21 protein-coding genes are annotated in these 23,913 nt (G+C 44.5%); 14 read left to right on the top strand and 7 right to left on the bottom strand.

Features of this window, described 5'->3' with window-relative positions; translation table 11 throughout:
* Positions 1-17: 17 nt before the first annotated feature.
* From acs to D891_RS0107190, 4 genes are read left to right on the top strand one after another with little or no spacing between them, the layout of a single operon-like run.
* Complete coding sequence (gene acs / locus D891_RS0107205) at positions 18-2,021, top strand: acetate--CoA ligase (protein WP_051453572.1); 2,004 nt, start codon at positions 18-20, stop codon at positions 2,019-2,021.
* Positions 2,022-2,037: 16 nt separating this feature from the next.
* A complete protein-coding gene (locus D891_RS0107200; protein ID WP_025270450.1) occupies positions 2,038-2,352 on the top strand; it encodes an MTH1187 family thiamine-binding protein in 315 nt (104 codons plus the stop codon).
* Entirely contained in the window at positions 2,352-3,527 is a 1,176-nt protein-coding gene (locus tag D891_RS0107195; protein ID WP_025270449.1) for a DNA recombination protein RmuC, read from the top strand. The genes D891_RS0107200 and D891_RS0107195 overlap by 1 nt, the downstream gene beginning before the upstream one ends.
* A 53-nt stretch (positions 3,528-3,580) precedes the next feature.
* On the top strand, positions 3,581-4,054 hold the full coding sequence (locus tag D891_RS0107190) for a metal-dependent transcriptional regulator (protein WP_025270448.1): 474 nt from the start codon (positions 3,581-3,583) through the stop codon (positions 4,052-4,054).
* Here D891_RS0107190 and D891_RS0107185 read toward each other — a convergent pair.
* The 7 genes from D891_RS0107185 to D891_RS0107155 all read right to left on the bottom strand — a co-directional run bounded on the left by D891_RS0107185 (position 4,037) and on the right by D891_RS0107155 (position 13,194).
* The gene (locus D891_RS0107185; protein ID WP_025270447.1) at positions 4,037-4,870 is read right to left on the bottom strand and encodes a ferrochelatase; all 834 of its coding nucleotides are present in this window, start codon (positions 4,868-4,870) and stop codon (positions 4,037-4,039) included. The two genes, D891_RS0107190 and D891_RS0107185, sit on opposite strands and share 18 nt — an antisense overlap.
* Positions 4,848-5,831, bottom strand: coding sequence for a uroporphyrinogen decarboxylase family protein (locus D891_RS0107180; protein WP_035556513.1), 984 nt, complete (start codon positions 5,829-5,831; stop codon positions 4,848-4,850). The genes D891_RS0107185 and D891_RS0107180 overlap by 23 nt, the downstream gene beginning before the upstream one ends.
* Entirely contained in the window at positions 5,821-8,223 is a 2,403-nt protein-coding gene (locus D891_RS0107175) for a DNA polymerase I (protein WP_025270445.1), read from the bottom strand. The genes D891_RS0107180 and D891_RS0107175 overlap by 11 nt, the downstream gene beginning before the upstream one ends.
* 46 nt (positions 8,224-8,269) lie before the next feature.
* Entirely contained in the window at positions 8,270-9,019 is a 750-nt protein-coding gene (locus D891_RS0107170) for an ABC transporter ATP-binding protein (protein ID WP_025270444.1), read from the bottom strand.
* Position 9,020: 1 nt separating this feature from the next.
* Complete coding sequence (locus D891_RS0107165; protein WP_025270443.1) at positions 9,021-10,046, bottom strand: FecCD family ABC transporter permease; 1,026 nt, start codon at positions 10,044-10,046, stop codon at positions 9,021-9,023.
* Positions 10,025-11,107 carry an ABC transporter substrate-binding protein gene (locus tag D891_RS0107160; protein WP_025270442.1) on the bottom strand — a complete coding sequence of 361 codons (1,083 nt, stop codon included), beginning with the start codon at positions 11,105-11,107 and terminating at the stop codon, positions 10,025-10,027. Before D891_RS0107160 ends, D891_RS0107165 begins: the two co-directional genes overlap by 22 nt.
* 71 nt (positions 11,108-11,178) lie before the next feature.
* Complete coding sequence (locus D891_RS0107155) at positions 11,179-13,194, bottom strand: diguanylate cyclase (RefSeq protein ID WP_025270441.1); 2,016 nt, start codon at positions 13,192-13,194, stop codon at positions 11,179-11,181.
* A gap of 146 nt (positions 13,195-13,340) precedes the next feature.
* Between D891_RS0107155 and D891_RS0107150 the strand changes: the two genes are divergently transcribed.
* Genes D891_RS0107150 through D891_RS0107105 form a run of 10 tightly spaced genes read left to right on the top strand, consistent with a single transcriptional unit; the run spans position 13,341 to position 23,911 of the window.
* Positions 13,341-13,880, top strand: coding sequence for a hypothetical protein (locus tag D891_RS0107150; protein WP_025270440.1), 540 nt, complete (start codon positions 13,341-13,343; stop codon positions 13,878-13,880).
* Entirely contained in the window at positions 13,877-14,107 is a 231-nt protein-coding gene (locus D891_RS0107145; RefSeq protein WP_025270439.1) for a hypothetical protein, read from the top strand. The genes D891_RS0107150 and D891_RS0107145 overlap by 4 nt, the downstream gene beginning before the upstream one ends.
* The gene (locus tag D891_RS0107140) at positions 14,067-16,121 is read left to right on the top strand and encodes a heterodisulfide reductase-related iron-sulfur binding cluster (protein WP_025270438.1); all 2,055 of its coding nucleotides are present in this window, start codon (positions 14,067-14,069) and stop codon (positions 16,119-16,121) included. Before D891_RS0107145 ends, D891_RS0107140 begins: the two co-directional genes overlap by 41 nt.
* Before the next feature lie 11 nt (positions 16,122-16,132).
* Positions 16,133-17,371, top strand: a complete 1,239-nt coding sequence (gene lysA / locus D891_RS0107135; RefSeq protein WP_025270437.1) for a diaminopimelate decarboxylase — start codon at positions 16,133-16,135, stop codon at positions 17,369-17,371.
* Positions 17,368-18,201, top strand: coding sequence for a diaminopimelate epimerase (gene dapF / locus D891_RS0107130; protein ID WP_025270436.1), 834 nt, complete (start codon positions 17,368-17,370; stop codon positions 18,199-18,201). Before lysA ends, dapF begins: the two co-directional genes overlap by 4 nt.
* Before the next feature lie 18 nt (positions 18,202-18,219).
* Positions 18,220-19,098, top strand: coding sequence for a 4-hydroxy-tetrahydrodipicolinate synthase (dapA, locus tag D891_RS0107125; RefSeq protein ID WP_025270435.1), 879 nt, complete (start codon positions 18,220-18,222; stop codon positions 19,096-19,098).
* 15 nt (positions 19,099-19,113) lie between these two features.
* Positions 19,114-19,917 carry a 4-hydroxy-tetrahydrodipicolinate reductase gene (gene dapB, locus D891_RS0107120; RefSeq protein WP_025270434.1) on the top strand — a complete coding sequence of 268 codons (804 nt, stop codon included), beginning with the start codon at positions 19,114-19,116 and terminating at the stop codon, positions 19,915-19,917.
* A 1-nt stretch (position 19,918) separates the two neighbouring features.
* Positions 19,919-21,259, top strand: a complete 1,341-nt coding sequence (purF, locus tag D891_RS0107115) for an amidophosphoribosyltransferase (RefSeq protein WP_025270433.1) — start codon at positions 19,919-19,921, stop codon at positions 21,257-21,259.
* Positions 21,259-23,493 carry an ATP-dependent DNA helicase gene (locus D891_RS0107110; protein ID WP_025270432.1) on the top strand — a complete coding sequence of 745 codons (2,235 nt, stop codon included), beginning with the start codon at positions 21,259-21,261 and terminating at the stop codon, positions 23,491-23,493. The genes purF and D891_RS0107110 overlap by 1 nt, the downstream gene beginning before the upstream one ends.
* Complete coding sequence (locus D891_RS0107105) at positions 23,429-23,911, top strand: hypothetical protein (protein ID WP_025270431.1); 483 nt, start codon at positions 23,429-23,431, stop codon at positions 23,909-23,911. Before D891_RS0107110 ends, D891_RS0107105 begins: the two co-directional genes overlap by 65 nt.
* Positions 23,912-23,913: the final 2 nt, after the last annotated feature.

Genomic DNA, 23,913 nt, shown 5'->3' with positions numbered 1-23,913 from the left:
GGCTTGTCTGTGGTAAAATGCTCCAGATAAAGTTAAAAAATAGTTATATTAAGGGGGAGAGGACGGTGACAGGAGCAAAAAAAATCGAGGTGTCTAAGGATTTTTTGGAAAGGGCCAATCTTAAACCGGAAGAATACAATAGGTTAAGGGAGTGGGCTGAAAAGGATTTTGAGGGGTTTTGGGATTACTTTGCAAAGAGGGAAATAAGCTGGTTTGAGCCGTATAAAAAGGTCTTCGATGATTCAAATGCGCCGTTTTATAAGTTCTTCGTGGGTGGCAAGCTCAACATGTGTTATAACTGCGTCGATAGGCATGTTACAACAAGAAAAAAGAACAGGGCTGCGATTATCTGGGAGAGTGAGCAGGGTGAGAGTAGGATACTGACCTACAGAGAGCTTCAATACCAGATAAACAAGTTTGCCAATGTCTTAAAGACCTTGGGCGTTAAAAAGGGCGATGTTGTTGTTATCTATATGCCTATGATACCAGAGTTGCCTATAGCGATGCTTGCCTGTGCCAAGATAGGGGCAATTCACTCGGTGGTTTTTGCGGGAATGAGTTCCTTTGCCTTGAGGGAGAGGATATTGGATGCAAAAAGCTCTATTATCATCACGGCAGATGGCGGATTTAGGGCTGGGAAGACCATACCGCTTAAGGAGAATGTCGATAAGGCAATAGAGAAGGTCAGGTTTATAAAGTATGTCGTTGTGGTTAGGCATGCCGATAGGGATGTGCCTATGAAGACATTGCGTGATTTCTGGTGGGGCGATTTGATGAGCGATCCGGATTATGCCAAACCGTATTGCGAACCAGAACCGATGGATGCGGAGGATCCGCTATTCTTGATATACACATCGGGCTCCACATCCAAGCCCAAGGGTGTGGTTCACTCAACGGCCGGTTATCTCTTATGGAGGATCTTGACGGCTCGCTGGGTGTTTGACTTGAAAGAGGAGGATACCTTCTGGTCGACGGCCAATATCGGTTGGATTTCAGGACACTCATACACCCTCTATGGGCCTTTGTCTATTGGTTCGACGACATTCATCTATGAGGGTATGCCGTTGTATCCAACACCCGCTCAGTGGTGGTATTTGGTTGAAAAATACAAGATCAATGTGATGTATACAGCGCCAACAGCCATAAGGGCCCTTATGAGGCACGGCGATGAGTGGCTTAAAAAATACGATCTTTCGTCGTTGAGGCTTCTAACCACGGGTGGTGAGAGGCTCAATGAGGCGGCCTGGTTGTGGTATTGGGAGAAGGTTGGTGCAAAGAGGTGTCCTGTAATCGATGCATACGGCCAGACGGAGACGGCAGGCCACATGATATCATCTCTGCCTGTTGTGCCACAAAAGCCCGGCAGCGTCGGTATAGCAGTGCCCGGCATATTCCCCGATATAGTGGACGATGAGGGCAATATCATAGATGAACCATCAAAGACAGGACATCTCGTTTTGAAGAAGCCCTGGCCTTCAATGGTAAGAACGCTGTGGAACGACGATGAGGGGTATAAGAGGCTGTATTGGGATAAATTCAACGGCAAGTATTACTATACCGGTGATTTGGCCTCAAAGGATGAGGACGGCTATTTCTGGATGGAGGGAAGGGCGGACGATGTTGTGAATGTGTCTGCACACAGGATAGGGTGTGCCGAGATCGAAAACGCCCTTACAAACTGCAGGTATGTGGCCGAGGCGGCCGTTGTTGGAAGACCGGATGAGATTACCGGTGAGGAGGTTGTGGCCTTTGTTGTGCTTAAGGAGGGTGTTGATAGGACAAGACACGATGAGATAGTCAGAAAGTTGAGGGATTATGTGAGCGAGACGGTCTCACCGATTGCAAAGCCGTCTGAGGTTGTTTTTGTCGATGCCCTGCCCAAGACCCGCTCGGGCAAGATCGTAAGAAGGGTGCTTAAGGCCATTGCGTCGGATAAAGAGATAACGGATGATATATCCACACTTGAGGATACAAGCGTCATCGATAAGATCAAGAAGGCGTTGAAGGATAGGAATCCTTAAGAGACGGAGGAGGGGTATGTCTGTTTTGGTGGAGTTTGCAATGTTTCCAACGGATAAAGGGGAGAGTGTTAGCTCCTATGTTTCAAGGATTATCAAGGTGATTGATGAGAGCGGCTTTGAGTATAAGCTTACACCCATGGGGACTGTGTTTGAAACCGAGACGATGGAGGAGGCCCTGGGTTTGATAAACAAGGCATACAGTGTGCTTGAGCCCGATTGCAATAGGATTTACTCAACGATTAAGTTTGATATACGCAAGAATCGCTCCAACAGGTTAACCCAGAAGATTGCATCGATTGAATCGAAATTGGGTAAGAAGGTTAAGCAGTGATGGATGTGTATTACCTTGCCGCCGCGGTTTTTGCTGGCGGTGCGGTTTTGTTTTTGGCGCTAAATCAAACAAGGCAGTTTAGGCTGATAAGGGATGAACTGAAGGATGAGTTGCTTAGGGTGTATCAGGAGAATCAAAAGCAGATAGAAAGAAATTCAGAATTGTTTGAAAAACTCAATCAGTCGACCTTAAGACTCAATGACACCTTAAAAGAGGAGTTGTATGCCAGGTTTAAGGATATAAACTCAACCATAGAGGCCGAAAACTCAAAGAACAGGGATGAGCTTAAGGGTTTTATGGAGATTGTAAACGATAAGCTGATACAGTTGAGCGACAGGGTGGATGAGAGGCTTAAGGCCGGCTTTGATAATGTGGATAAGACATTCAAGGAGATCGTGGAGGGTATTGCGAGGATCTCTGAGGCCCAGCGCAAGATTGAGGAGCTCTCAAAGGATGTCGTCTCTTTGCAGCAGATATTGGACGATAAGAAGAAGAGGGGCGTTTTTGGAGAGGTTAGGCTTGAGACGATATTGAAATCGGTCTTTGGGGAAGAGGGCGAGCTTTATAGGATCCAGTATAGTTTTGAAAACAACGGCAGGAAGGTTATAGCCGATGCGGTTATAAAGGCTCCAGAGATGGGTTTGTTGGCTGTGGATTCGAAGTTTCCCCTTGAAAACTATGTCAAAATGGTTGAGGCGGGGGAGGCCGATAGGGCAAGGTTCACAAGCCAGTTTAAACAGAATCTAAAAAAGCACATAGACGATATAGCAGACAAATACATCTGCCCACCAACAACAGCCGATATGGCCGTTATGTTTCTGCCCTCTGAGGCCATATTTGCCGAGGTTAACGCCCACCATGCAGACATTATAGCTTATGCAAGGCAAAAGAGGGTCTGGATAGCATCGCCAACAACCCTGATGGCTCTGCTTGCAACTGTGCAGGCCGTTGTTAAGGATGTCAAGACCAGGCAGCAGGCCTTAAAGATTCAGCAGGAGCTTGCAAGGCTCTCAAAGAACTTCGATAGATACAGGGAGAGGTGGGAAAAGCTCATAAAGGATATAGATAGGCTCAGCAAGGATGCCAAGGATGTTCATATAACAACACAGAAGATATCGGAGGATTTTAAACGCATAGAGAGGGTTGAATTCGACTCATCGAGGGCTATAGAGTGATTTTGAACAATTGTTCTATTGACGATACGGCTGTTTTTCATTATTATTGAAGTATGGAAGAGGTAAAGCTCACCCCCTCGACGGAGGACTATTTAAAGACCATATACGAGATAGCCAAGAGCAATAAGGTTGTAAGGATTAAGGACATAGCAAAGAGCCTCAATGTGAAGATGCCGTCTGTTGTTAATGCCGTAAAGCAGCTTGAGGCAAAGGATCTTGTAATGCATGAGACATACGGGTATATAGAGCTCACGCCGTTGGGTGCAAAGATAGGCAAGAAGCTCGATGAAAGGCACAGGATATTGAAGGAGTTTTTAAGCGATGTGCTCCAGGTTGATGAGACCATATCGTCTGAGGATGCCTGTGCTATAGAGCACTATCTCCATCCAGAAACCGTCGATAGGGTGGTGAAGTTTCTGAATTTCTTGAGGCTTTCGCCTGATGGTGAGCCGGGCTGGTTGAAGAAGTTTAAGCTTTACTTAAAGACCGGCAAAAAGGAGTGCGACAAGTTAGACAATGGAGGCTAAAAAGTCGATAAAATCGTTATCGTCGTTGAGGCAGTCTATCCTTTTTATCCATCTAAAACCGCAATCTTTTGCTATCTTTGTATAGGTTTTGTCTATCTCAACGGTTGTTTCCGTGTTATCGGTTGTGAAGCTAACAGGCACAATGATTAATTCTGTGTAATATCTTGAAAGCCTCTTTATCTGGTCTTCTGTTTCTGGCTTTAGCCATTCTATAGGCCCCAATTTCGACTGAAAGGATAAATAGATCGGCCTTTTTAGGATTCTACTCAGTGTTAGCCTAAAGACCTCCAGGTCGTTTCTATACGGGTCAAGCGTTTTTTTTAGCAATTTCTTTGGTATGGAGTGGGCACTTAGAAGGATAGCGGCGTTTGGATGCCTTATCAAGGCCCTGTTTAGCCTTGACTCAAACAACTCAAAGAACCCCTTGTGAATACATAGAGGCGGTTTTGCTTTCTTTGACTCTAAAACCTTGCCGTGTGTGGTGTGTGAATAGAAGTTCTGCATGATGATAAATGAGCCCTGATAGGTGTCAAAATACGGTTTTGAATAGCTAAACCCAAAGGCTATATGCCTTTTTGTTTTTTTAGACAGCTTCTCTGCCTGCCTTTTGGTTATCTCCAAAAGCGGAGACGGTGATGATTTTAGGATCTTATATGTTTCTTTTGCCCTTAAGAGGGTTATGATGACTGCCACTATTGCCCTAAACGGTTGTCTAATGGGTAGGATATGCCTGTCGTTGAACATGTTAAAGAGGAATACGGGTATGTCGATGGGTTTTTCTATGCCCCCTAAGTTAACCAAGACGGTCTGATTCATCGTGTATGAAGTCTGAGAGCATCTTTAGTTTTTCTTCATCCGTCTGGGGCAGAACGCCATGGCCTAAGTTGAATATGTGCGGAATGTTTCTTGTTTGGTTGAGTATCTCTTTTGCTTTGGCCCTTATCGTTGCATTATCTGCAAAAAGAACGGTGTTGTCCAGATTGCCCTGAACGCATCTGTTGACCGAGGCGTGTATCTGTACAAGGTCGCTGCGCCAGTCGATACTAAAGCCGTTGAAGTCCATCTTGTTTAGGAGGTGGTTTAGGTGGTGTGAGTTCTTTATAAAATAGATAGACGGTTTGATGGTTTTGGCAATCCTCTGGTTGAAGGGTAGAACCAGGTCTCTATAGGTTTTCTCATCCAATAGGCCGGCCCAGCTATCAAACAACTGAACAGCATCGCAGCCTGACTCTAACTGTCTGCTTAAGTAATCTATAGTCATATTGGTTGTTAGATCCATAAGCCTTTTGAAGCCGTTTGGGTTTTCATACATCAAGCCCCTGAGCTTGAAGAACTCCGCCCCACCGAATACATAACATAAAAGCGTAAACGGGGCTGCGGCAAAACCCAATAGAGCGAGGTTTTTCTTCTCTTTCTTTACCTCACCTATGGCTTCAAATAGAAAATCCAGCTCATCGAGGTTTTTGTGGTATTGTATGTTGTTTTTGTCCATTATTACCATAGGGCTTTTGCCGTCTTCATAGATTATCCTTGCACCAAAGAGCTTCAGTGGTATGAGTATATCGCTGAAGATGATGAGGGTATCAACCCCTAAGCTTTCAGGAAGGAGCGTGATTTCTATGATTAGCTCCTTGTTTGTGAACATCTCAAGCAGCGGGTATCTCTCCCTGATTCTTCTGTAACTTCTTAAAAACCGCCCGGCCTGTCGCATGAACCAGACAGGCGTATAGTTTGATTTTTTGCCTTTTAGCGTTTCTAAAAACAGATCACTTTGCATCATGCCAGTTATCCGCTATCTTTGTATTGGTCTTTATAGGCACATCGAATTTTACGGCATTCTCCATCGTATCCTTTACGATTTCTGCCACCTTTTCGGCTATTTCGTTTTTTGCCTCAATAAGCAGCTCATCATGAACCTGCAAAACCATGTGTGCGTCCAAATCCTTTAGCCTCTTGTGCAGTTTGACCATAGCTATCTTTATGATGTCTGCAGCTGTGCCCTGGATTGTGGCATTAACCGCAGCCCTCTTTTCAAACTGGGCCAGCCGTTTGTTCTGTGAGTTTATGTTGAAGAAATACCGTCTCCTGCCGAAGTATGTCTCAACAAATCCGTTCTTTGTGGCTGCCTCTATAGTGTTTTCTATGTATGTTTTTACACCTGCGAATCTCTCAAAGTATTTCTCTATAAACTGCCTGGCCCTTTCTTTGCTGATGTTAAGTGTTTTTGATAAAGACACATACCCCATGCCATAAATTATGCCGAAGTTTATCGTTTTTGCCATCCTGCGCAGGTTGTGATCCACCATCGATGGGTGGACGCCGAAGACCTTAACAGCCGTCTGTGTGTGTATGTCTTCGTTGTTTTTGAATATCTCTATTAGCGTCTCATCCCTGCTCATCTGGGCTAAAACCCTCAGCTCTATCTGTGAGTAATCCGAGCATATAAGCTTATACCCCTCTGGTGCAATTACCGATTTTCTAATACCCGAATGCAACTCATCGTCCCCTGCAGGCAGATTCTGCAGGTTTGGATTTGACGATGAGAGTCGGCCTGTGGATGTTAGCGTCTGGTTAAATGTTGTATGGAGCCTGTTGTCTTTGTCCATCTTCTCCAAAAACGGCCTTATATAGGTGGATATGACCTTTGAGATTGCACGGTAGGTGATGATCAATTGGGTTATCTCGTATTTGTTGGATAGTATGCTTAGGCTTTCTGAGTCGGTGGAATAGCCTGTTTTTGTCTTTTTTACCGGTTTTATGCCCAATTTTTCAAAGAGTATGTGTTGAAGCTGGTTTGTTGAGTTTATGTTAAACTCCTCACCGGCCAGCACATATATCTGCCTTTCTATGTCGGATAGCTTGTTTATTAACTCATTCTCAAAGGATATGAGGTGTTCTGCATCTATCTTTATCCCCCGTTTCTCCATCGACACCAACACCTCAGAAAGCGGTGTTTCGACCTGGTTTAGGAGAAACTCCAAATTGTTTTCCTTTATGTATTCCCTTAACACGGGATAGGCCTCTAATGCTGCCTCCTCCTCAGATAGCCCTATGAGTTTCGCAAACACCTCATCGTTTATGTTTTCAAAGCAGACCCTCGGATTGCCCTTTGAGTCCGGGTTTACTAAATAGGCTGCAAGCTTTATATCGAAAGGGTATTCCTCAAATTGAAAACCCTGCTTTAGCAACTCCTTAAAATCATAGACCGCATCGACCCTTGAATGGATCAAGCCCGGCTCTATCCTTCTTGCCTGATTGGGTTCTATCAATGTTGCTGTGCTGTCTTTTGCTAAAAGGATTGTATAATCCCCCTTTGTGGTGTTTTTGGGTTGCCCTTTCGGCAGTGATTTTAGGAGCGATTTGAAGCCAAACCGTAAGAAGATCTCCTGGATCTGCTCTATATCCTTCTCTTTCTTTCTTATTGCCTCTAAGTCTATCTCTATGGGTGCGTTTCTGTCTGTTGTGGTTAGTCTTCTGTAAAGCTCTAAGTTGTCTTTTTCTTTTTCTATAGCCTCTCTGATTTTGGGTTTTAGGCTGTCTAAGTTCTTTAGTATGCCCTCTATGTTTTTGTATTGAGCCAATAGGGTTTTGGCTGTCTTTGGTCCTATGGATTTTACGCCCGGTATGTTGTCGATACTATCCCCCACCAGGGCCAAAAAGTCTGCCACCTGTTCGGGATAGACGCCGAGCTTTTCGAATACGCCCTCTCTGTCGTAAAAGACCTTCTTTGTCGGGTCGTATATCTTTACACTGCCGTTTACAAGCTGAAACAGGTCTTTATCCGATGCTATGATTATAACCTCAAAGTCTTTTTTCAGTCTTTCTGCATAGGTCGCAATGAGGTCGTCTGCCTCGAATCCGTCAAGCTCTATTATGGGTATGCCAAATGCCTCGATGAGCCTTTTTGTTGGTTCTATCTGAACGCTTAGCTCATCGGGCATCTTGGGTCTGTTTTTTTTATAGCTTTCAAGAATGTCCTCGCGGAAGGTTTTTGCCTTTGTATCGAAAAATATGGCTATATAGGTTGGGTTTGCAGCATCAAGTTCCAAAAGCAGCTTTGCAAAACCGAAGATGGCGCCCGTTGGCATGCCCTTGTATGACAATCCCCTGATGGCAAAGAAGAATCTATACAGAAATGAGCTTCCGTCGATTAAATAGACCCTTTCCATGGGGAAACTTTACACAAAAAGACAATGGCAGTCAACCAAAGCGGATTTAGTAAAAACAGACAAAGGTGCGTTTTTCTTCCTTGATGAGTTTTGTGTTGATGTCAAAGGTTCTGTTTAGGTGTTTTTCGTTTAGTTTGCTTGCATCCATATCGTATATGACCTCACCGTCTTTCATTATCAAGAGCTTATCCCCATAGTGGAGCGCATGCTGTATATCGTGAAGGACTATGAGGGTTATTATGTTTCGCTCCCTCGTTAGGTTCTTTATCACCCTTAAAACATCTATCTGGTTTTTGGGGTCAAGATAGGATATGGGCTCATCCAGTATCAATATCTGCGGCTCCTGCACCAGGGACGATGCCAAAAGAACCTTCTGCCTCTCACCGCCGCTGAGCTTTGATATGCTTTTGTCGAGTATCCTTTCAAGGTTAAAGCTTTTGATGATATTGTCTATGACCATTCTGTCTGTGTTTTTGATTTTGAATCCACTGTATGTGTATCTCCCAAGCTCCAAAACCTCAAGCACGCTTAGCTCCGGGACCTCGCTAAACTGAGGCAGGTATGATACGATCCGTGATAACTCCTTAGGTCTAAGCAGGCTTATCTCTTTACCGTTTAGCCTGATAGAGCCTGTGTCCTTTTTGTAAATATTGGAGATGACCTTAAGGAGGGTTGTCTTTCCAGCCCCGTTGGGCCCTATGATGGCCCTTACCTCCCCTTTTGAGGACCTGAAGCTGATGTCTTTTAGTATCCTTTTGTTCTTTATGGAGAAGGATAGATTTTTTACCTCTAACATTTTATTTGGCTTTGCTTAAGAGCAGGTATAGAAATAGCGGAACACCCATAAACGATGTTAGTATCCCTATGGGTAATATAACCGGCTTTATTATGATTTTTGAGACAAAATCGGCCAGTAAAACCAATATCGAGCCCACGATTGGTGATAGCAAGATTATGGATAGGTGGGAGCTTCCAACCAGCATCCTGACGATGTGTGATGCGATTAGTCCGACAAACCCGATTATTCCTAAAAACGATACGGCTATTGCAGAAAGCAGGGATGATAATAGCAGGGATATAAACCTGAATCTGTCAACCTCAACACCCCTGCTCTGGGCGTTGTCATCCCCAAAGCTTAAGGCGTCCATCTTCCAGTGAGAGAAGATGAAGTAGATGTATATGGGTATAAAGATGAAGGCCATTATGTATATGTTCTCCCAGCTGGCCTTCCCCAATTCACCGAATGTCCAGAATAGGGTTGCAGATACCTCCAAATCGCTTGCGAAGTACTGCAAAAACATGGTGAGGGCGTGAAACAGAGAGCCAAGCCCAACACCGGCTAACACCATGGAACCCGGGCTTAAAGAGGAGATCTTACCCAAGATGAGTATGGTGATCATGCATATCAGGCTGGATAGAAAGGCGCAGGCCCCGACGCCTATGTTGGATCCTATGCTACTTTTGGCTGAATAGGCTTGAAGTATGATGATGGCAAACGATGCACCGAAGGCGGCTGCCTGGGATATACCCAGCGTATACGGTGATGCTAAAGGGTTCTTTAGGCTCCCCTGCATGATAGCGCCGCTAAGCCCCAAGAGTGCCCCTGCCAGTATACCTGCAACGGCCCGTGGAAGCCTGATCTGCTCCATTACGATGATAAACCGCACCTTGTGTTGGATGAGATTGCCTATATCGCCTATGTTGAAACCGTCAGGCCCGGTTAGGAGGTTCAGAAAGGCTGCAAGGATCAATGCAAAAAGGAAGATTGCCGTATATGCCAGCCGCTTTCTTGCCCTTCTTCTTAGTGATTGTTGCTGAACCATTCAAACTTCTTAATGGGGTATCTGGTTTTTATAAGCTTTTCTGCGCCATTTGGATAGAATGCGTTGTATATCTCAACCATCTTTGATTTGAGGTCAATGTTATAGCCCAGTCTTGATAGTATTATCCAGCTGTCTATATAGACATTTGCAATATTGGTGTTGTAAAAGTTATACGGCAGAAGCCAATATATCCTCCTGTTTTTGTAAGCCTTAAGCGATTCATACAATGCCCTTTTGTTTTTGAACTCCTCCTCTATGATCTTTTTGCCAAACATGTCTAAGAAGATTATGTCTGGATCCTGCCTTATCAGGGCCTCTTCCTGCACAAAGAGGTGGTTTCCCCTGGCGTTCTTTGTTAAGGGGTTGGTTATGCCTAAAAGCTCAAAGGGCAGATAGTGTTTTTCTGTGCTTGTGATGCCGTGTGCCCCCTTGTATCCTATGCCGCCTATGTATATCTTCAGATTGGGTATCTTGTATTCTTTCAACTCTTCTTCCTGTGTTTTCATAAATTCAACAAGTGCTTTTGCCCGTGATTCCTTATTAAAGATTCTCCCCAATAGCATTATGGATTTCTTGATGGCCTTAAGCTTTGGTTCGTCCCCGCCATAGCCGAATCCATAACTGAGCAGGACTATGGGTTTGTGGGTTTTGTTAAGTATCAGTTTTAGCTGTTTTTTATCGATAAACGAGGCAATAATGATGTCTGGATTCAGCATGATGATCTTCTCCAGGTTAGGCAGCTTGCCTGGCCCGCCTGCGCCTATGATGGGGAGGGACTCTATCCTTTTTTTACCCAGTATAGTCCTGTATTCGCTAAAGCCTATGGCCTTGCGCTCTATTCTTTCTATGCCAACAAGCTTATCCTCAAGGCCCATTATAGTGACAAGCCTCAATGCGCCAGGCCCTATGACTATGATTCTTTTCGGGTTTGTCTTTATGTTTATGTTTTTTGAGTTGATGTCTATTATGCCGTCGATGGAGAATGCAGTTTGAATAAAGACAACAACAAGGAGAAGGAATAAAACCGTCAATCTCGAAATGGCTTTGATAAGACCAACCATTTGCACCCACCCCCTGGCTTTTGAGGTATGTTGGCAGGATTCTATTCTTTTTTGGCTCTTTTTCAAGCCCTTTATGTGTAGGCTATGGTTCTGTTTCTTCCACTGTTCTTTGCGCTGTATAGCGCCTTATCAGCCATCTGAATCAATTGTTTGAACCTTTTTGAGTCATCCGGATACGATGCAACACCGAAGCTTACCGTTATGTTTAAGGAGCTGTCATCGTTTATGCTGAAAGGTGAGCCTTCTATGGCCTTTCTGAGTTTCTCTGCCACCTTTATTGAGTCTGTTTTGGTGGTATCCGGTAGTATGATTATAAACTCCTCACCGCCAAACCTCACGACCAGATCGGAATCCCTCAGCATGCTTCTAAGTGAGTTTGCTATGTGCTTTAAGACTTTATCGCCCGTTTCATGGCCGTATTCATCATTTATACGTTTAAAGTGGTCTATATCACACATAAGGATGCCAACGGTTTTCTGATGCCTTTTTGCCTGCTGTAAGATGAAATCTATTGTTGTATTCAGAAACCGCCTGTTGTAAAGCCCTGTTAGCTCATCCTTTAGCGACTGCTCCTTTAGAAGCTCCATCTGGAATTTTGTCTGCAGGAAGGGTTGGGACTCCTCTAAGTATTGCAACAGCTTTGCCGGACTCCTGAAGGCCTCTCTGTTTGAGATTTTTATTGTGTATCCCCTGTTTGATTCAACGCCAATGGGCATGCAGATGTAATGGGTGTTCCTTGATTCCAGATGGCAGGGGTTTTCAAAGGATGATAAAAATCTGTTTCTGGCCGCCGCAGGGCATGTGCATCCATTTGAATGGTTGAGGCAGCAGGGCGGTGGTTCTTTATCAGAAAAGCTTACAAGCCGACACGATGATATGCCAAAGTGCTGCTTTAAGAAGCTGCATGTGAAATCCAGCGCCTCTTTAAATGTTCCCTTCTCCTTGAGTTTTTCCCTAAAATCCTGCAGTTGCTTGATTTGGCTTAGAAGGCCGTTGAATTCCCTTGATAACCTGCCTATTTCATCGTCTGTGTTTATCTCTATGGTCTTTGTCAGGTCTATCCTTCCCTTCTTTAGTTGTTTTATCTGGGTTGTTATGTCCTGAATGGTTCTTGTCAGGTTGTTTATGGTCTGAAGTGTGGATAACAACATCAGTAGTATGTTTGCAATACCTGTGGCCATCAAGGAGCGTTGGAGTTTTGATGCGTTCTGCTTTGCTGTATTTTCTATATCTTCTGCATAATAGCTTACGCTTATGAGCCACTTTAGGTGATCCACTATCTCGAATATGGCTATCTTCTTTTTGGCCTTATTATCCTTGGTGCCCTCTGGCCAGTTGTATGTGACGATACCATTTTTCTTTTTTAGCATCTCGTCGAAGAACGCTATGTTTTTCTCCCTTCTTATCTGTTCTATGCTCATACCTTCGTCTTCTGGATGCACCACTATGGTTTCCTTGTAAAGGTCTATCGCATAAACATAGCCGTTTTTGCCGATTTTCATGCTCTTTAAGAAGTCCTTAAGCTGCTTTAGCTGTTCTGTTATGTTGATACCAACAAAGTATGCCCCTATGGTTGTTTTGTTTTCTATGATGGGTTCATAGTATGTCAGGTAATCCTTATTAAACATAGACGCCCTGCCTAAATACGGTTTGCCCTCTAATAGGGGTTTCCTTGCAGGGTGGTTTTTGCCCAACACGGTGTTTATGGCTAAATCGCCCGTGTGGGTTTTTAGTGAGGTTGCAACCCGTTTGAAATCGTCGTTTTCCCTTTTGAATATAGTGGCAACGGCCGTTTCTATGACGGATGAGAATCGAATGGGGGCCTCAGGGTTATCAAACACATCGCCCTTTATGTACGATTTGAATACGCTCATGTCTTGCTTTAGTGTATCTATGGTGGTCTCCACCAGCGAGCGGGAGATCTTGCCGATTATCTCGGCCTGGGTGAATGCCATCTCATTGAAGTATTCGCTCGTCTCTTTCCTTACCTTTTTGGGGATCGATATGAATGTGCTGTATGATAAAAATAGCGATGGCTGAACAAATGTGTTAAGGAGTATTTTTTCTTTTAGACTTCTCTTTGCCATCAATTCCTTAATTTTACTAAACATGCTTTAAAATTAATACAATGTTTAGTTAACCATTGTCAACTCTTTGGTGGTTTTTTTGGTCAAAACGCCATATTTGAGATTTTTCTTGACTTAAAAACGCCCATAAGGATAAATTCTTCTTTATGAGGGTGGTTATTTTGTTATTGAGTGTTCTTATTGCGGTTAGCTCCTGTGTCAATGTTAAGCCGTTCAGGGTTGGGGACAATATCGATGCGGATTGGCAGATAAAAAATCTCCATGCAACCGCCGTGAAGTTTTCCGAGGTGTCCAAGCAGATGTGTCGATATGTTAACAACAGCAGATTGGCCGTGCTGGATTTTGTTGATGATAATTCCAACTATATCGATTCAAATGGCAAGTATTTGGCCTTTCTGCTTTCTGAGGATTTGAATAAAAACTGCCAGACAACAGCAAGGTATGAGGGAAGCCCGGATTGGTTTGATTACAAACACCTGATCATAAAAAACACCCATCCGGATAGGTATGAGTTTGCCATTGTGGGCGATTATATTTACTATAACCACTGCTATTTTGTCTATATCAGGATTATAGACCTTAAGCTGAACACAATAGCCAGGACATTTCACTTTCCTGTAGGAAGGCAGGGTGTGGATTTTTCCATTGAACCGCTCCATATACCCAACGATGTGGAATTTCCATGAGCGTTTGGTTGTATTGTTTTCTAATAGGCCTTTCTAACTCGGTAAATGTCATAAGGGAGGGGTATGAGCCCCATGTTAGCATAGTTGACAGGATAATCCTGGGTGTTTTTACCTTTATAATCGTTTTTGCCGTTCTGTTTGTCAGATACAGGGTTTCCAAGGAGTTGAAGAAAAGGGGTATAAAAGGTGAACCTTTTAGAAGAAGAAAGAAGACTGACAAGAGATAGGTTTCTAAAGACCGCACTGGATAGGCTTAGGCATAACTATTTTACCAAAAGGGAAAAGATCGAATCGCTTTATGATTTGCAAAAGAAGAGGTATGTTGTAAGGTCTTTGAAGGAAAGAAACATCGAATCCCTCAAGGATAATTTAAAGGATTTTTTAAAGAAGATAAAGGGCAGTGCGACCGAGGTGCGTGTTGTTAAAGATAAAGAGGAAGCGCTGGGTTTTATAGATGAGATACTCTCAAGGGAGGGTGTAAGGGACATTGTTAAGTCAAAATCGTTAACCACCGAGGAGATAGACCTAAACAGCCACCTAAAGGAGAGGGGCTTTAATGTAATAGAGACCGATTTAGGTGAGTGGCTTGTGCAGATAAACGATGAGCCCCCAACCCACATGACCGCCCCCGCCATACACATGTCGAAGGAGAGGATAAACGAGCTGCTTAGGGATAGATTTGGCGTTGATCTGCCTGTGGATGCTAAATCTATGGTGGATTTCTGCAAGCTAAAGATAAGGGAGGGTTTTAGCAAGGCTCAGTGCGGCATAATAGGGGCCAATGTTGCATCCATAGAAAGCGGTGCATTCTTTATCTTAAGCAATGAGGGCAATATACAGAATGTCATAAGGCAGGATGTGGTTATCTGCATTATCGGCATAGATAAGATCGTAAGAACCGATAAAGATGCGTTTGATGTTGTTGATTTACTGCCCAAGGCTGCCACAGCCCAGATCACAACGAGCTTTATAGATATACTAAAAAGACCGTTTGGTAGGTTCTATGTGGTACTGCTTGACAACGGTCGATTGAAGCTTTCTGAGGATGAGCAGTTTAAGGAGATTCTCTATTGTATACATTGCGGTGCCTGCCAGAACGCATGTCCTGTATACACAACGGTAAGCGGTAAATTATTCAGGGGCAAATCGTATGCCGGCCCGGTGGGTGTGCTTTTATCCTTTGCAGCCTCCGACACGCCCGACATACGGCAGGTTGCCAATATGTGTATCGGTTGCATGGCCTGCGATGAGATATGCTCATCAAGGATAAACATACAGCATCTAATACTCTCAATCAAGGCAAGATACACAAAGGACACACCCGGCATAAAGGGGTTGATTATAAAATATCTGGAAAACGACTATAGGATATTGCGATTAGGAGCCTATCTGTCCCATTTTCTCTTTAAAAAACAGCTAAAAACACATATAAGAAGCATAGATGAGGCCCTGGGTTTGAACTTCAGGGCCTTACCCGGCGTTAAACCCTCCTTCGATGTGAGCATAAAAACATCTGAATCGAGCGTGTGTCTATTTGCCGGCTGTTCGGTTAACTTCCTATACCCCAATATTGGTCAGGATGCGGTATCCGTTGCCGATAAGTTGGGGGTCAATCTGTTTGTGGTCAAACAGAAGGCCTGTTGCGGTGCGCCTGCCTGGTATAACGGTGAGAGGGTCTCTGCTAAAAAGGCCGTTAAGATAAACACCGAGTATCTGCTCTCTCTGGGTTGTGAGAAGATACTCTTTTTGGATCCCCACTGTGTGCATATGATAGAGAGGGACTATGTGTTGCTTGAAGGTGGTAAGGATACGGTTGAGTTATCAAAAAGGGTTGAGTGTGCATCATCGTTTTTTATTAAGCGTATAAAAAGTATGGGTGTTAAGGTGGATAGGCTGGGTGGATTTTTGGGCTATCACCACCCCTGCCATCTGAAGAGGGGTTTGAATGTCTCTGATATGCTTGAGGCGTTTTTGAGGGAAAACGAACCCAATTTCGTAAAGATTAAGGATAGCGATAGGTGTTGTGGTTTTGCCGGCAGCTATTCGATGATGCATCCGTTTGTTTCAGAGAGCCTTCTTAAGGAGAAGATGGATTCTGTGGTTCAGTCAAATATACAGCTGCTCATAACCGCATGCCCCGGCTGTATCATGCAGATTGCAGGCGGCTTCAAAAATAGGGGCATATCCATAGAGATATTGCATTTTGTTAGCTATTTGAATAGAATACTTACAAAATTTTAGGGAGGCTAAGCGTGTTTGAATATAGAAATGGTGAGTTGTATGCAGAGGGTGTCAGGGTCGCAGATATTGCTGAAGATGTTGGAACGCCGGTTTATGTCTATTCAAAGGCCCATTTTGAGTCTCAGTTTAGCAGGTTTGATAGTGCTTTTTCAAGGGAGCATGTAATCTCCTTTGCCATAAAGGCAAACAGCAACCTTGCCGTTATTGGTGTCTTTGCTAAATTGGGGGCTGGTGCCGATATAGTGTCGAGGGGTGAGCTGTTTAAGGCCTTAAAGGCCGGGGTTGATCCCTCAAAGATCGTCTTTAGCGGCGTTGCAAAGAGGGATGATGAGATAGAGTATGCCCTGGTCAACGATATAATGATGATAAATGTGGAGTCTGAGGATGAGTTGAATGCCGTCGATAGGGTTGCAAAAAGGCTCAACAAAAAGGCCAGGATCGCCTTAAGGGTAAATCCGGATGTTGATCCAAAGACCCATCCATATATTTCCACAGGTCTTAAGAAGAATAAATTTGGTGTCCCCTATGATGAGGCTTACGATCTGTATCTAAAGGCCAAGGAACTTAAAAACATAGATGTTTACGGCGTTCAGTTTCACATAGGCAGCCAGCTGCTTGATACCACACCCATTTATGATGCCTCCAAAAGGATAGCCGATTTGATGAGGAGGCTTATGGATAAGGGCCTTGAGTTCAGGGTTGTTGATGTCGGCGGAGGCGTTGGCATAGTGTATGATGAGAAAACGGAAAAGGAGCCAGATGTTAACCTGTATGCAAAGCAGATAGAGGAGGCTTTTGAGGGCTTTGATATAAAATTGGTGCTTGAGCCTGGCAGGTTTTTGGTGGGCAATGGCGGCATACTCATAAGCAGGGTTATATACCACAAGACGAATGGTCAAAAGAGCTTCCTGATTGTGGATGCAGGCATGAACGATTTGTTGAGACCGTCTCTATATAACGCCTATCACAAGATAGCCCCGCTTAAGGAATCCTCTTTAGGTGTTATCAAGTGCGATATAGTAGGTCCTATTTGTGAGACGGGCGATTTCTTTGCGAGGGATTATCAGATAGACGATGTGCCAAATGGCGAGTGCATAGCCGTGTTTAGTGCCGGGGCTTACGGGTTTACGATGGCCAGCAATTACAACTCACGCCCAAGGCCGGCAGAGGTGCTTGTGGAGGGTGATAGGTATAGGATTGTAAGAGAAAGAGAGATGTTGGAAGATCTAATAAAGGGAGAGTATTTATGAAGAAGATACCTTTTTTCAAGATGAACGGCAGCGGAAATGATTTCATCATCATCAATAACAGGGAGAATATAGTTGAGGAGTCGATAGATATACCCCTGCAGGAGTTTGTAAGGAGGGTATGTAAAAGGCAGCTCTCCGTCGGTGCAGACGGTTTGATCCTCATAGAGAAGGACAGCGAATACGATTTTAGATGGCGCTTTTTCAACAGCGACGGCAGCGAGGCGGAGATGTGCGGAAACGGCTCAAGATGCGCAGCCAGATTCGCCTATCTAAACAACATAGCGCCGCTCAATATGAAGTTTTTGACTTTAGCCGGTGTGATAGAGGCCCAGATTACAGGCCTAAACACCGTTAGGGTTCAGTTAACAAAGCCCAAGGATTATAGGGATAATATCGAGCTGGATGGCGTCGATATGTCGCTTTCGTTCATAAACACAGGCGTTCCCCATGCTGTTTATTTTGTTAATAGCGTGGATGTGGTTGATGTTAAGGGTATAGGTGAGAAGACCAGGTATCACGACTATTTTGCCCCTGATGGAACCAATGTAAACTTTGTTGAGGTTGTAACGCCCCATACATTGAGGATCAGGACATACGAAAGGGGTGTTGAGGATGAGACGCTCGCATGTGGAACGGGCGCAACGGCATCTGCATTGGTTGCCATACTAAAGGGCAAGTGTGAAACGCCTGTTGAGGTTATAACAAAAAGTGGCAACAGGCTGAAGGTCTATGCTTATATGGAAAACGGCGATATAAAGAAGGTATACCTTGAGGGTGATGCATTGTTAACCTATATAGGAACCATGTTGGATGAGGCATGGAATTATTAATTAATAAGGGGGGATTGTATGTTTGAGTTGAAGGGGGCTATGACGGCTATCATTACACCGTTCAAAAATGGCAAATTAGACGAAGATGCTTTCAGGAAGCTCATAAAGAGGCAGATCGATGGCGGTATAGACTGCCTTGTTCCATGCGGCACAACGGGTGAGGCCGCAACCATGGATTTGGAGGAATACGAAAGAACCATCGGCGTTGCCGTTGAGGAGTGTAAGGGTAAAATACCTGTTTTGGCAGGTGCAGGAACCAATAACACCAAGAAGGTCATAGAGCTTGCAAAGATAGCCATAGGTGCCGGTGCTGATGCCATACTATCCGTTGCTCCTTACTATAACAAGCCCACACAGGAGGGACTATACTTGCACTATAAAACAATAGCCGAGGCCATTAGCGTGCCTTTGGTTCTTTACAATGTACCAGGCAGGACATCGGTAAATATCCTGCCGCAGACGGTTATAAGGCTCTCTGAGATAGACAACATAATAGGTATAAAGGAGGCCAGCGGTTCGCTGAATCAGGTTTCTGAGATTATAGAGGGGGCGAAAGAGGGTTTCAGTGTAATTAGCGGCGATGATTTCCTGACGCTTCCCATGATGTCTATAGGCGGAACGGGTGTTATATCCGTTAGCGCTAATGTGGTGCCCGAGCTTGTGGCCAGACAATACGATGCCTTTGTAGAGGGCAGGCTTGATGAGGCAAAACAGCTTCACCATAAACTTTACAAGCTCCATAAGGCTATGTTCTATGAGACAAACCCCATACCGGTAAAAACGGCCTTGGCTATTATGGGTTATGTTGAAGAAGAGTTTAAGCTGCCTCTGTGTAAGATGTCTTCTGAGAACAAGGAGAGGTTAAGGTCTGTTCTGAAAGAGTTGGGCTTAATATAAAGGAAGGGGGGAGAGATGATTAGGACGATAGTTTGCGGTGCAGCAGGCAAGATGGGCAGAAGGATATGCGCCTTAATAGGTGAGGATAGCGAACTTACATTGGTTGGTGCGGTTGAAGCTAAAGGCTCTTCCGCTGTGGGGCAGGATGCCGGTGTTCTGGCAACGGGTATATCAAACGGTATATCCATAAAAGACGATTTAGCAAAGATCATTGATGAGGGTGAGGTTGTTATAGATTTTACGGCGCCTGATGCCACACTATCCCATGTTAGGGTTGCAGCTGACCATAAAAAACCCATAGTCATAGGCACCACGGGCCTGAACAACCAACAGATAAAGGAGATCGAAAAACTATCGGTTATCGTGCCGATCGTGCTTGCACCCAATATGAGTCTGGGTGTGAATATACTGTTTAAGCTTGTTGAGGATGTGGCAAGGACGCTAAAGGATGATTACGATATTGAGATAGTCGAGATGCACCACAGGTTTAAGGCCGATGCTCCAAGCGGCACGGCTTTGAAGTTGGCCGAGTTTGCAGCCAAAGGAATTGGAGAGGATTTAGAGGATGTTGCCGTCTATGGCAGAAAGGGGCTGATTGGTAAAAGAGACCCAAAAGAGATAGGTATAATGAGCCTAAGGGGCGGTGATGTTGTGGGTGAGCACACCGTAATCTTTGCAGGCCTTGGGGAGAGGATAGAGCTAACCCATAAGGCCTCCTCGAGGGATACATTTGCAAGGGGCGCCTTAAGGGCTGCAAAGTGGGTCATTGATAAGGTGCCCGGTCTTTACTCCATGCAGGATGTGTTGGGTTTAAAATAAGATGTGCGGTATAGTCGGTGTTTTTAACAAACAGGAGGCGTCCAATTATGTCTATTTAGGCCTCCATGCACTCCAGCACAGGGGGCAGGAGGCCGCTGGTATAGTGTCCACCGATGGGGATACATTCTATGTTCATAAGGGCAGAGGGCTTGTAAACGAGATATTCAACAAAAAGGGCGTTATATCGTCCCTAAAGGGCAGGCTCGCCATTGGCCATAACAGGTATTCCACATTCGGTGATGAATCATTAGCCAATGTTCAACCCCTGCACGCCCATTTTGATTTAGGTAATATAGCCATTGCCCACAACGGTAATCTGGTTAACGCTTTGGGTATAAAGAGGCAGTTGGTTAACGAAGGGGCGATCTTTAACTCCAACTCCGATACCGAGGTAATCATACACCTCATAGCAAGGAGTAAGAAGACCAGCTTCTTTGAGCGTCTGGTTGAGGCACTCTCCATAATCAAAGGCGCCTTCAGCCTGGTGATTATGAGAGAGGATGAGATGTATGCGGTCAGGGATCCGTGGGGCTTCAGGCCATTATCCATAGGTAAGTTAGACGATGCGGTTGTGTTTGCCTCAGAGACCTGTGCATTTGATTTGATAGGGGCTGAGTTTATAAGGGATGTGGAGACTGGAGAGGTGGTGATTGCAAACAGGGACGGCATACATTCCCACAAACCCTTTAAGGATCAGGCAGAACATAAATGCGTATTTGAATATATCTATTTTGCCCGCCCAGATTCGCTTCTGTGGAATAGGCATGTTTATTCCATCAGAAAGAGGATGGGTGAGGTGTTGGCTGAAGAGTCTCCCGTTGAGGCGGATATTGTTATACCGACACCGGATTCCGGTGTGCCTGCGGCTTTGGGTTTTGCAAAGGCGAGCGGCTTGCAGTTTGATTTTGGTCTTATAAGGAATCACTATGTAGGCAGGACATTTATCGAGCCGAGCCAATCGATAAGGAACTTCGGTGTCAGATTAAAACTCAACACGGCCAAGGATGTTTTGGCCGGCAAGAGGGTTGTTGTGGTTGATGATTCCATTGTTAGGGGGACAACAAGCAGGCGTATTGTCAAGATGATAAGGAGCGCAGGGGCCTCTGAGGTGCATCTGAGGATAGCCTCACCACCCGTTATATCCCCGTGCTTTTACGGCATAGATACACCGACGAAGAAGGAGCTTATAGCCTCATCCCACACGGTTGATGAGATAAGGAAATACTCCACAGCCGATTCGGTGGCCTATCTCTCCCTGGAGGGACTTAAAAGCATCGTGGGAGGGGAGGGCTATTGCTTTGCCTGTTTCAACGGCAATTACCCCATAGAATTTGAAAGATAATGCAACTGTCTTTAAGCTCTTTGGGTCTGCTAAAAAAAGCAGGCCCATCCTCCATTTTTAGGGTAAAATTGGATTCCGACATAATAGAGGTTATATCCGAGGCCGATAGAATAGAGGGTGATCTATTGATGGTTTGTGGGGATAGGCTTGAGGCCTTGAGGTTGGTTGCAGAGCATTCAGAATCGATTGGTTGGTTTTTCTGCTTGGATCCTGTTGATTTAACGGTTGAGGTCATAGCAAAACCGAAAGAGGATGTTGATGGTCTTTTTGAAAGGATCCTTTCAAATAGCGATTTTGAAAAAAGGGACGATCAGCTAAAGATCGCAAGGATTGTCTTTGATAGCCTCAAGGAGTCCAAAAACGCCATCATAGAGGCACCAACCGGCGTGGGAAAGAGCCTTGCATACCTTGTTGGGTGTGTTGTGTTTTGCAAGGAATACAAAGAAAGGGTTGTTATCTCAACGAATACTATAAACCTGCAAAGACAGCTTATAGAAAAAGACATACCGTTCCTTCAGGGGTTTATAGATTTTAAGGCAACATTGGCGCTTGGCAGGTCTAACTATCTGTGCAAGAGGAAGGCTATAGAGGCCATAAATAGGGGCAGTCCAATCCTGTTTGAGGGCGATGTTTATAAAAGTATAGGTGAGTTTCTATCAACAACAAAGACGGGGCTTAAGTCTGAATTCTTTTCTGTGTATGAGGGTGTCTCTGAGGATGTTTGGCGAAGCATTGAAAGCTCAACCCTATCTTGTGCGCACTCTAAATGCCCTTACTATAAGAATTCGTGTTTCTTTTACAGGGCGCGATCGGAACTTGAGAAGGCCGATGTAATTGTCGCAAACCACCACCTGGTTTTATCCGATTCCGTTTTGGAGAATGCAAGGATCTTGCCCGATGCATACGCCGTTGTTTTTGATGAGGCGCACAATATAGAAAGAAACGCCACAAACTATTATACGGTTAGTGTGAGCTCAGATGATGTGTTGCGCAGTATCGATATGCTTTATACAAAAAGAAGGGGCGATGCTTACGGCTTTCTTGCGGCCATTGATGGATATAAGGGATTAAAGGAATTGATAGTTAACCTCAGGTCTGAGCTTGCCGATGCCTTTGATGAGCTTATCGGGGTGATGGATAGCGATGAGCTTAGAATCGATAGTGATAATATCGACAGGGTATTTAAGCCACTTAACAGGGTTTTGGAAGTGCTGAGTACCGTTTTGGATAATCTGAAGGGATTTCTGAAGGAGAATAAGGACGATGAGCTTGTGGATGTGAAGGGGGTTGTGCTGCTTCTTTCTAACTATCTTGATAATTTAGGTGATTTCTTAAACCTCAAGGAGGGCTTTGTCTGTTGGATGAAGCGCTTTAGAAAAACCATACACCTCAATATGACGCCGCTGGATGTAAGGGATGCTCTAAGGGGCTATCTTTACAAAAGGCTATCCAGTGTTGTATTTGTATCGGCCACCCTATCTGTGGGTGGTAGTTTGGATTTTTTCAAAAACAGTGTGGGTGTGGATGGTGCCGTTGAGTTTATAGCAGAAGGCAATTTTGACTATGAGAGACTGAGCAGGTTGTTTGTTGTTGAGGATGTGAAGGAGCCCATGCAGGATGGGTTTGATGGTGATGTTGCCGATGTTGTTGTTGCTATTGGTGAGGCGTTGAAGGGCAGTAATAAGGGTGTGCTGGTTTTGTTTACATCCTATGCCATGTTGAACGGTGTTTACGATAGGGTGCATGATAGGCTAAAGGGGTATGGCTTTAGGGTGTATAGGCAGGGAGAGCTTGATAATTTTGAGCTTTTGAATAGATTTAAAAAGGGAAACGGTTTCTTGTTTGCTACGGGCAGCTTCTGGGAGGGCATAGATGTAAGGGGCGAGGGGTTGAGTGTTCTTGTGATGGTGAGGTTGCCGTTTGAGGTTCCAACGACCCCTATAGAGAAGGCAAGATACGACCTTCTAAAAAGGGAGGGGCACAATGCGTTCTTCGAGTATGCCCTGCCAAAGGCTGTCATAAGGTTTAGGCAAGGCCTGGGCAGGCTTATCAGGAAGTCGGATGACCACGGCGTTATGGTTGTTTTGGATAGCAGGATTTTGAGTAAATCCTATGGGGATGTGTTTTTAAGGAGTATTCCTCATATAACGGTAAAGAGGGTGAAGAAGGATGAGGTTAAAGACAGGATTGTTGATTTTTTTGTTGCTTTTGATAGGGGGGTGTACAACCTTTAAACCCGTTGCCCATAAGGGTAAAACCATTAACGGCACATTTGAGGCCAACTATGGCGGTAAGGACTTTGAGGGTTTCTTTAGCCTCTCAGGCGGCAACTTAAGGATGGATGTTATAAACGCCCTGGGGTTTTCGGTGTATGGCTTGTATGTTAAAGGGGGTGATGTGTATGTTGTGGATTATCAGTCCAACAAAAGATATGAGGATTTGAGGTTTTCCGATGTCGATCTGAACAGCTATAAGGCCCTTATTGTGGGCATATCTGAAAATTTCTTTGGCCTCTGCAGAAATGGATTTAAGGATTTGGTGATACTCAAATGCAGACAATTTAAAGGCGTATACATACCTGTAGATTTTATCCTAAGAAGCAAAAACAGGCGATTGAGGATCAGGCTGTTAAAGGTGAATGTTAAGGGGTGATG

Origin of the sequence: Hippea sp. KM1, assembly GCF_000526195.1 — a bacterium.
GTDB lineage: Bacteria > Campylobacterota_A > Desulfurellia > Desulfurellales > Hippeaceae > Hippea.
Note: the sequence above shows the minus strand (reverse complement) of the source record. Positions and strands in the feature narration are given on the sequence as shown.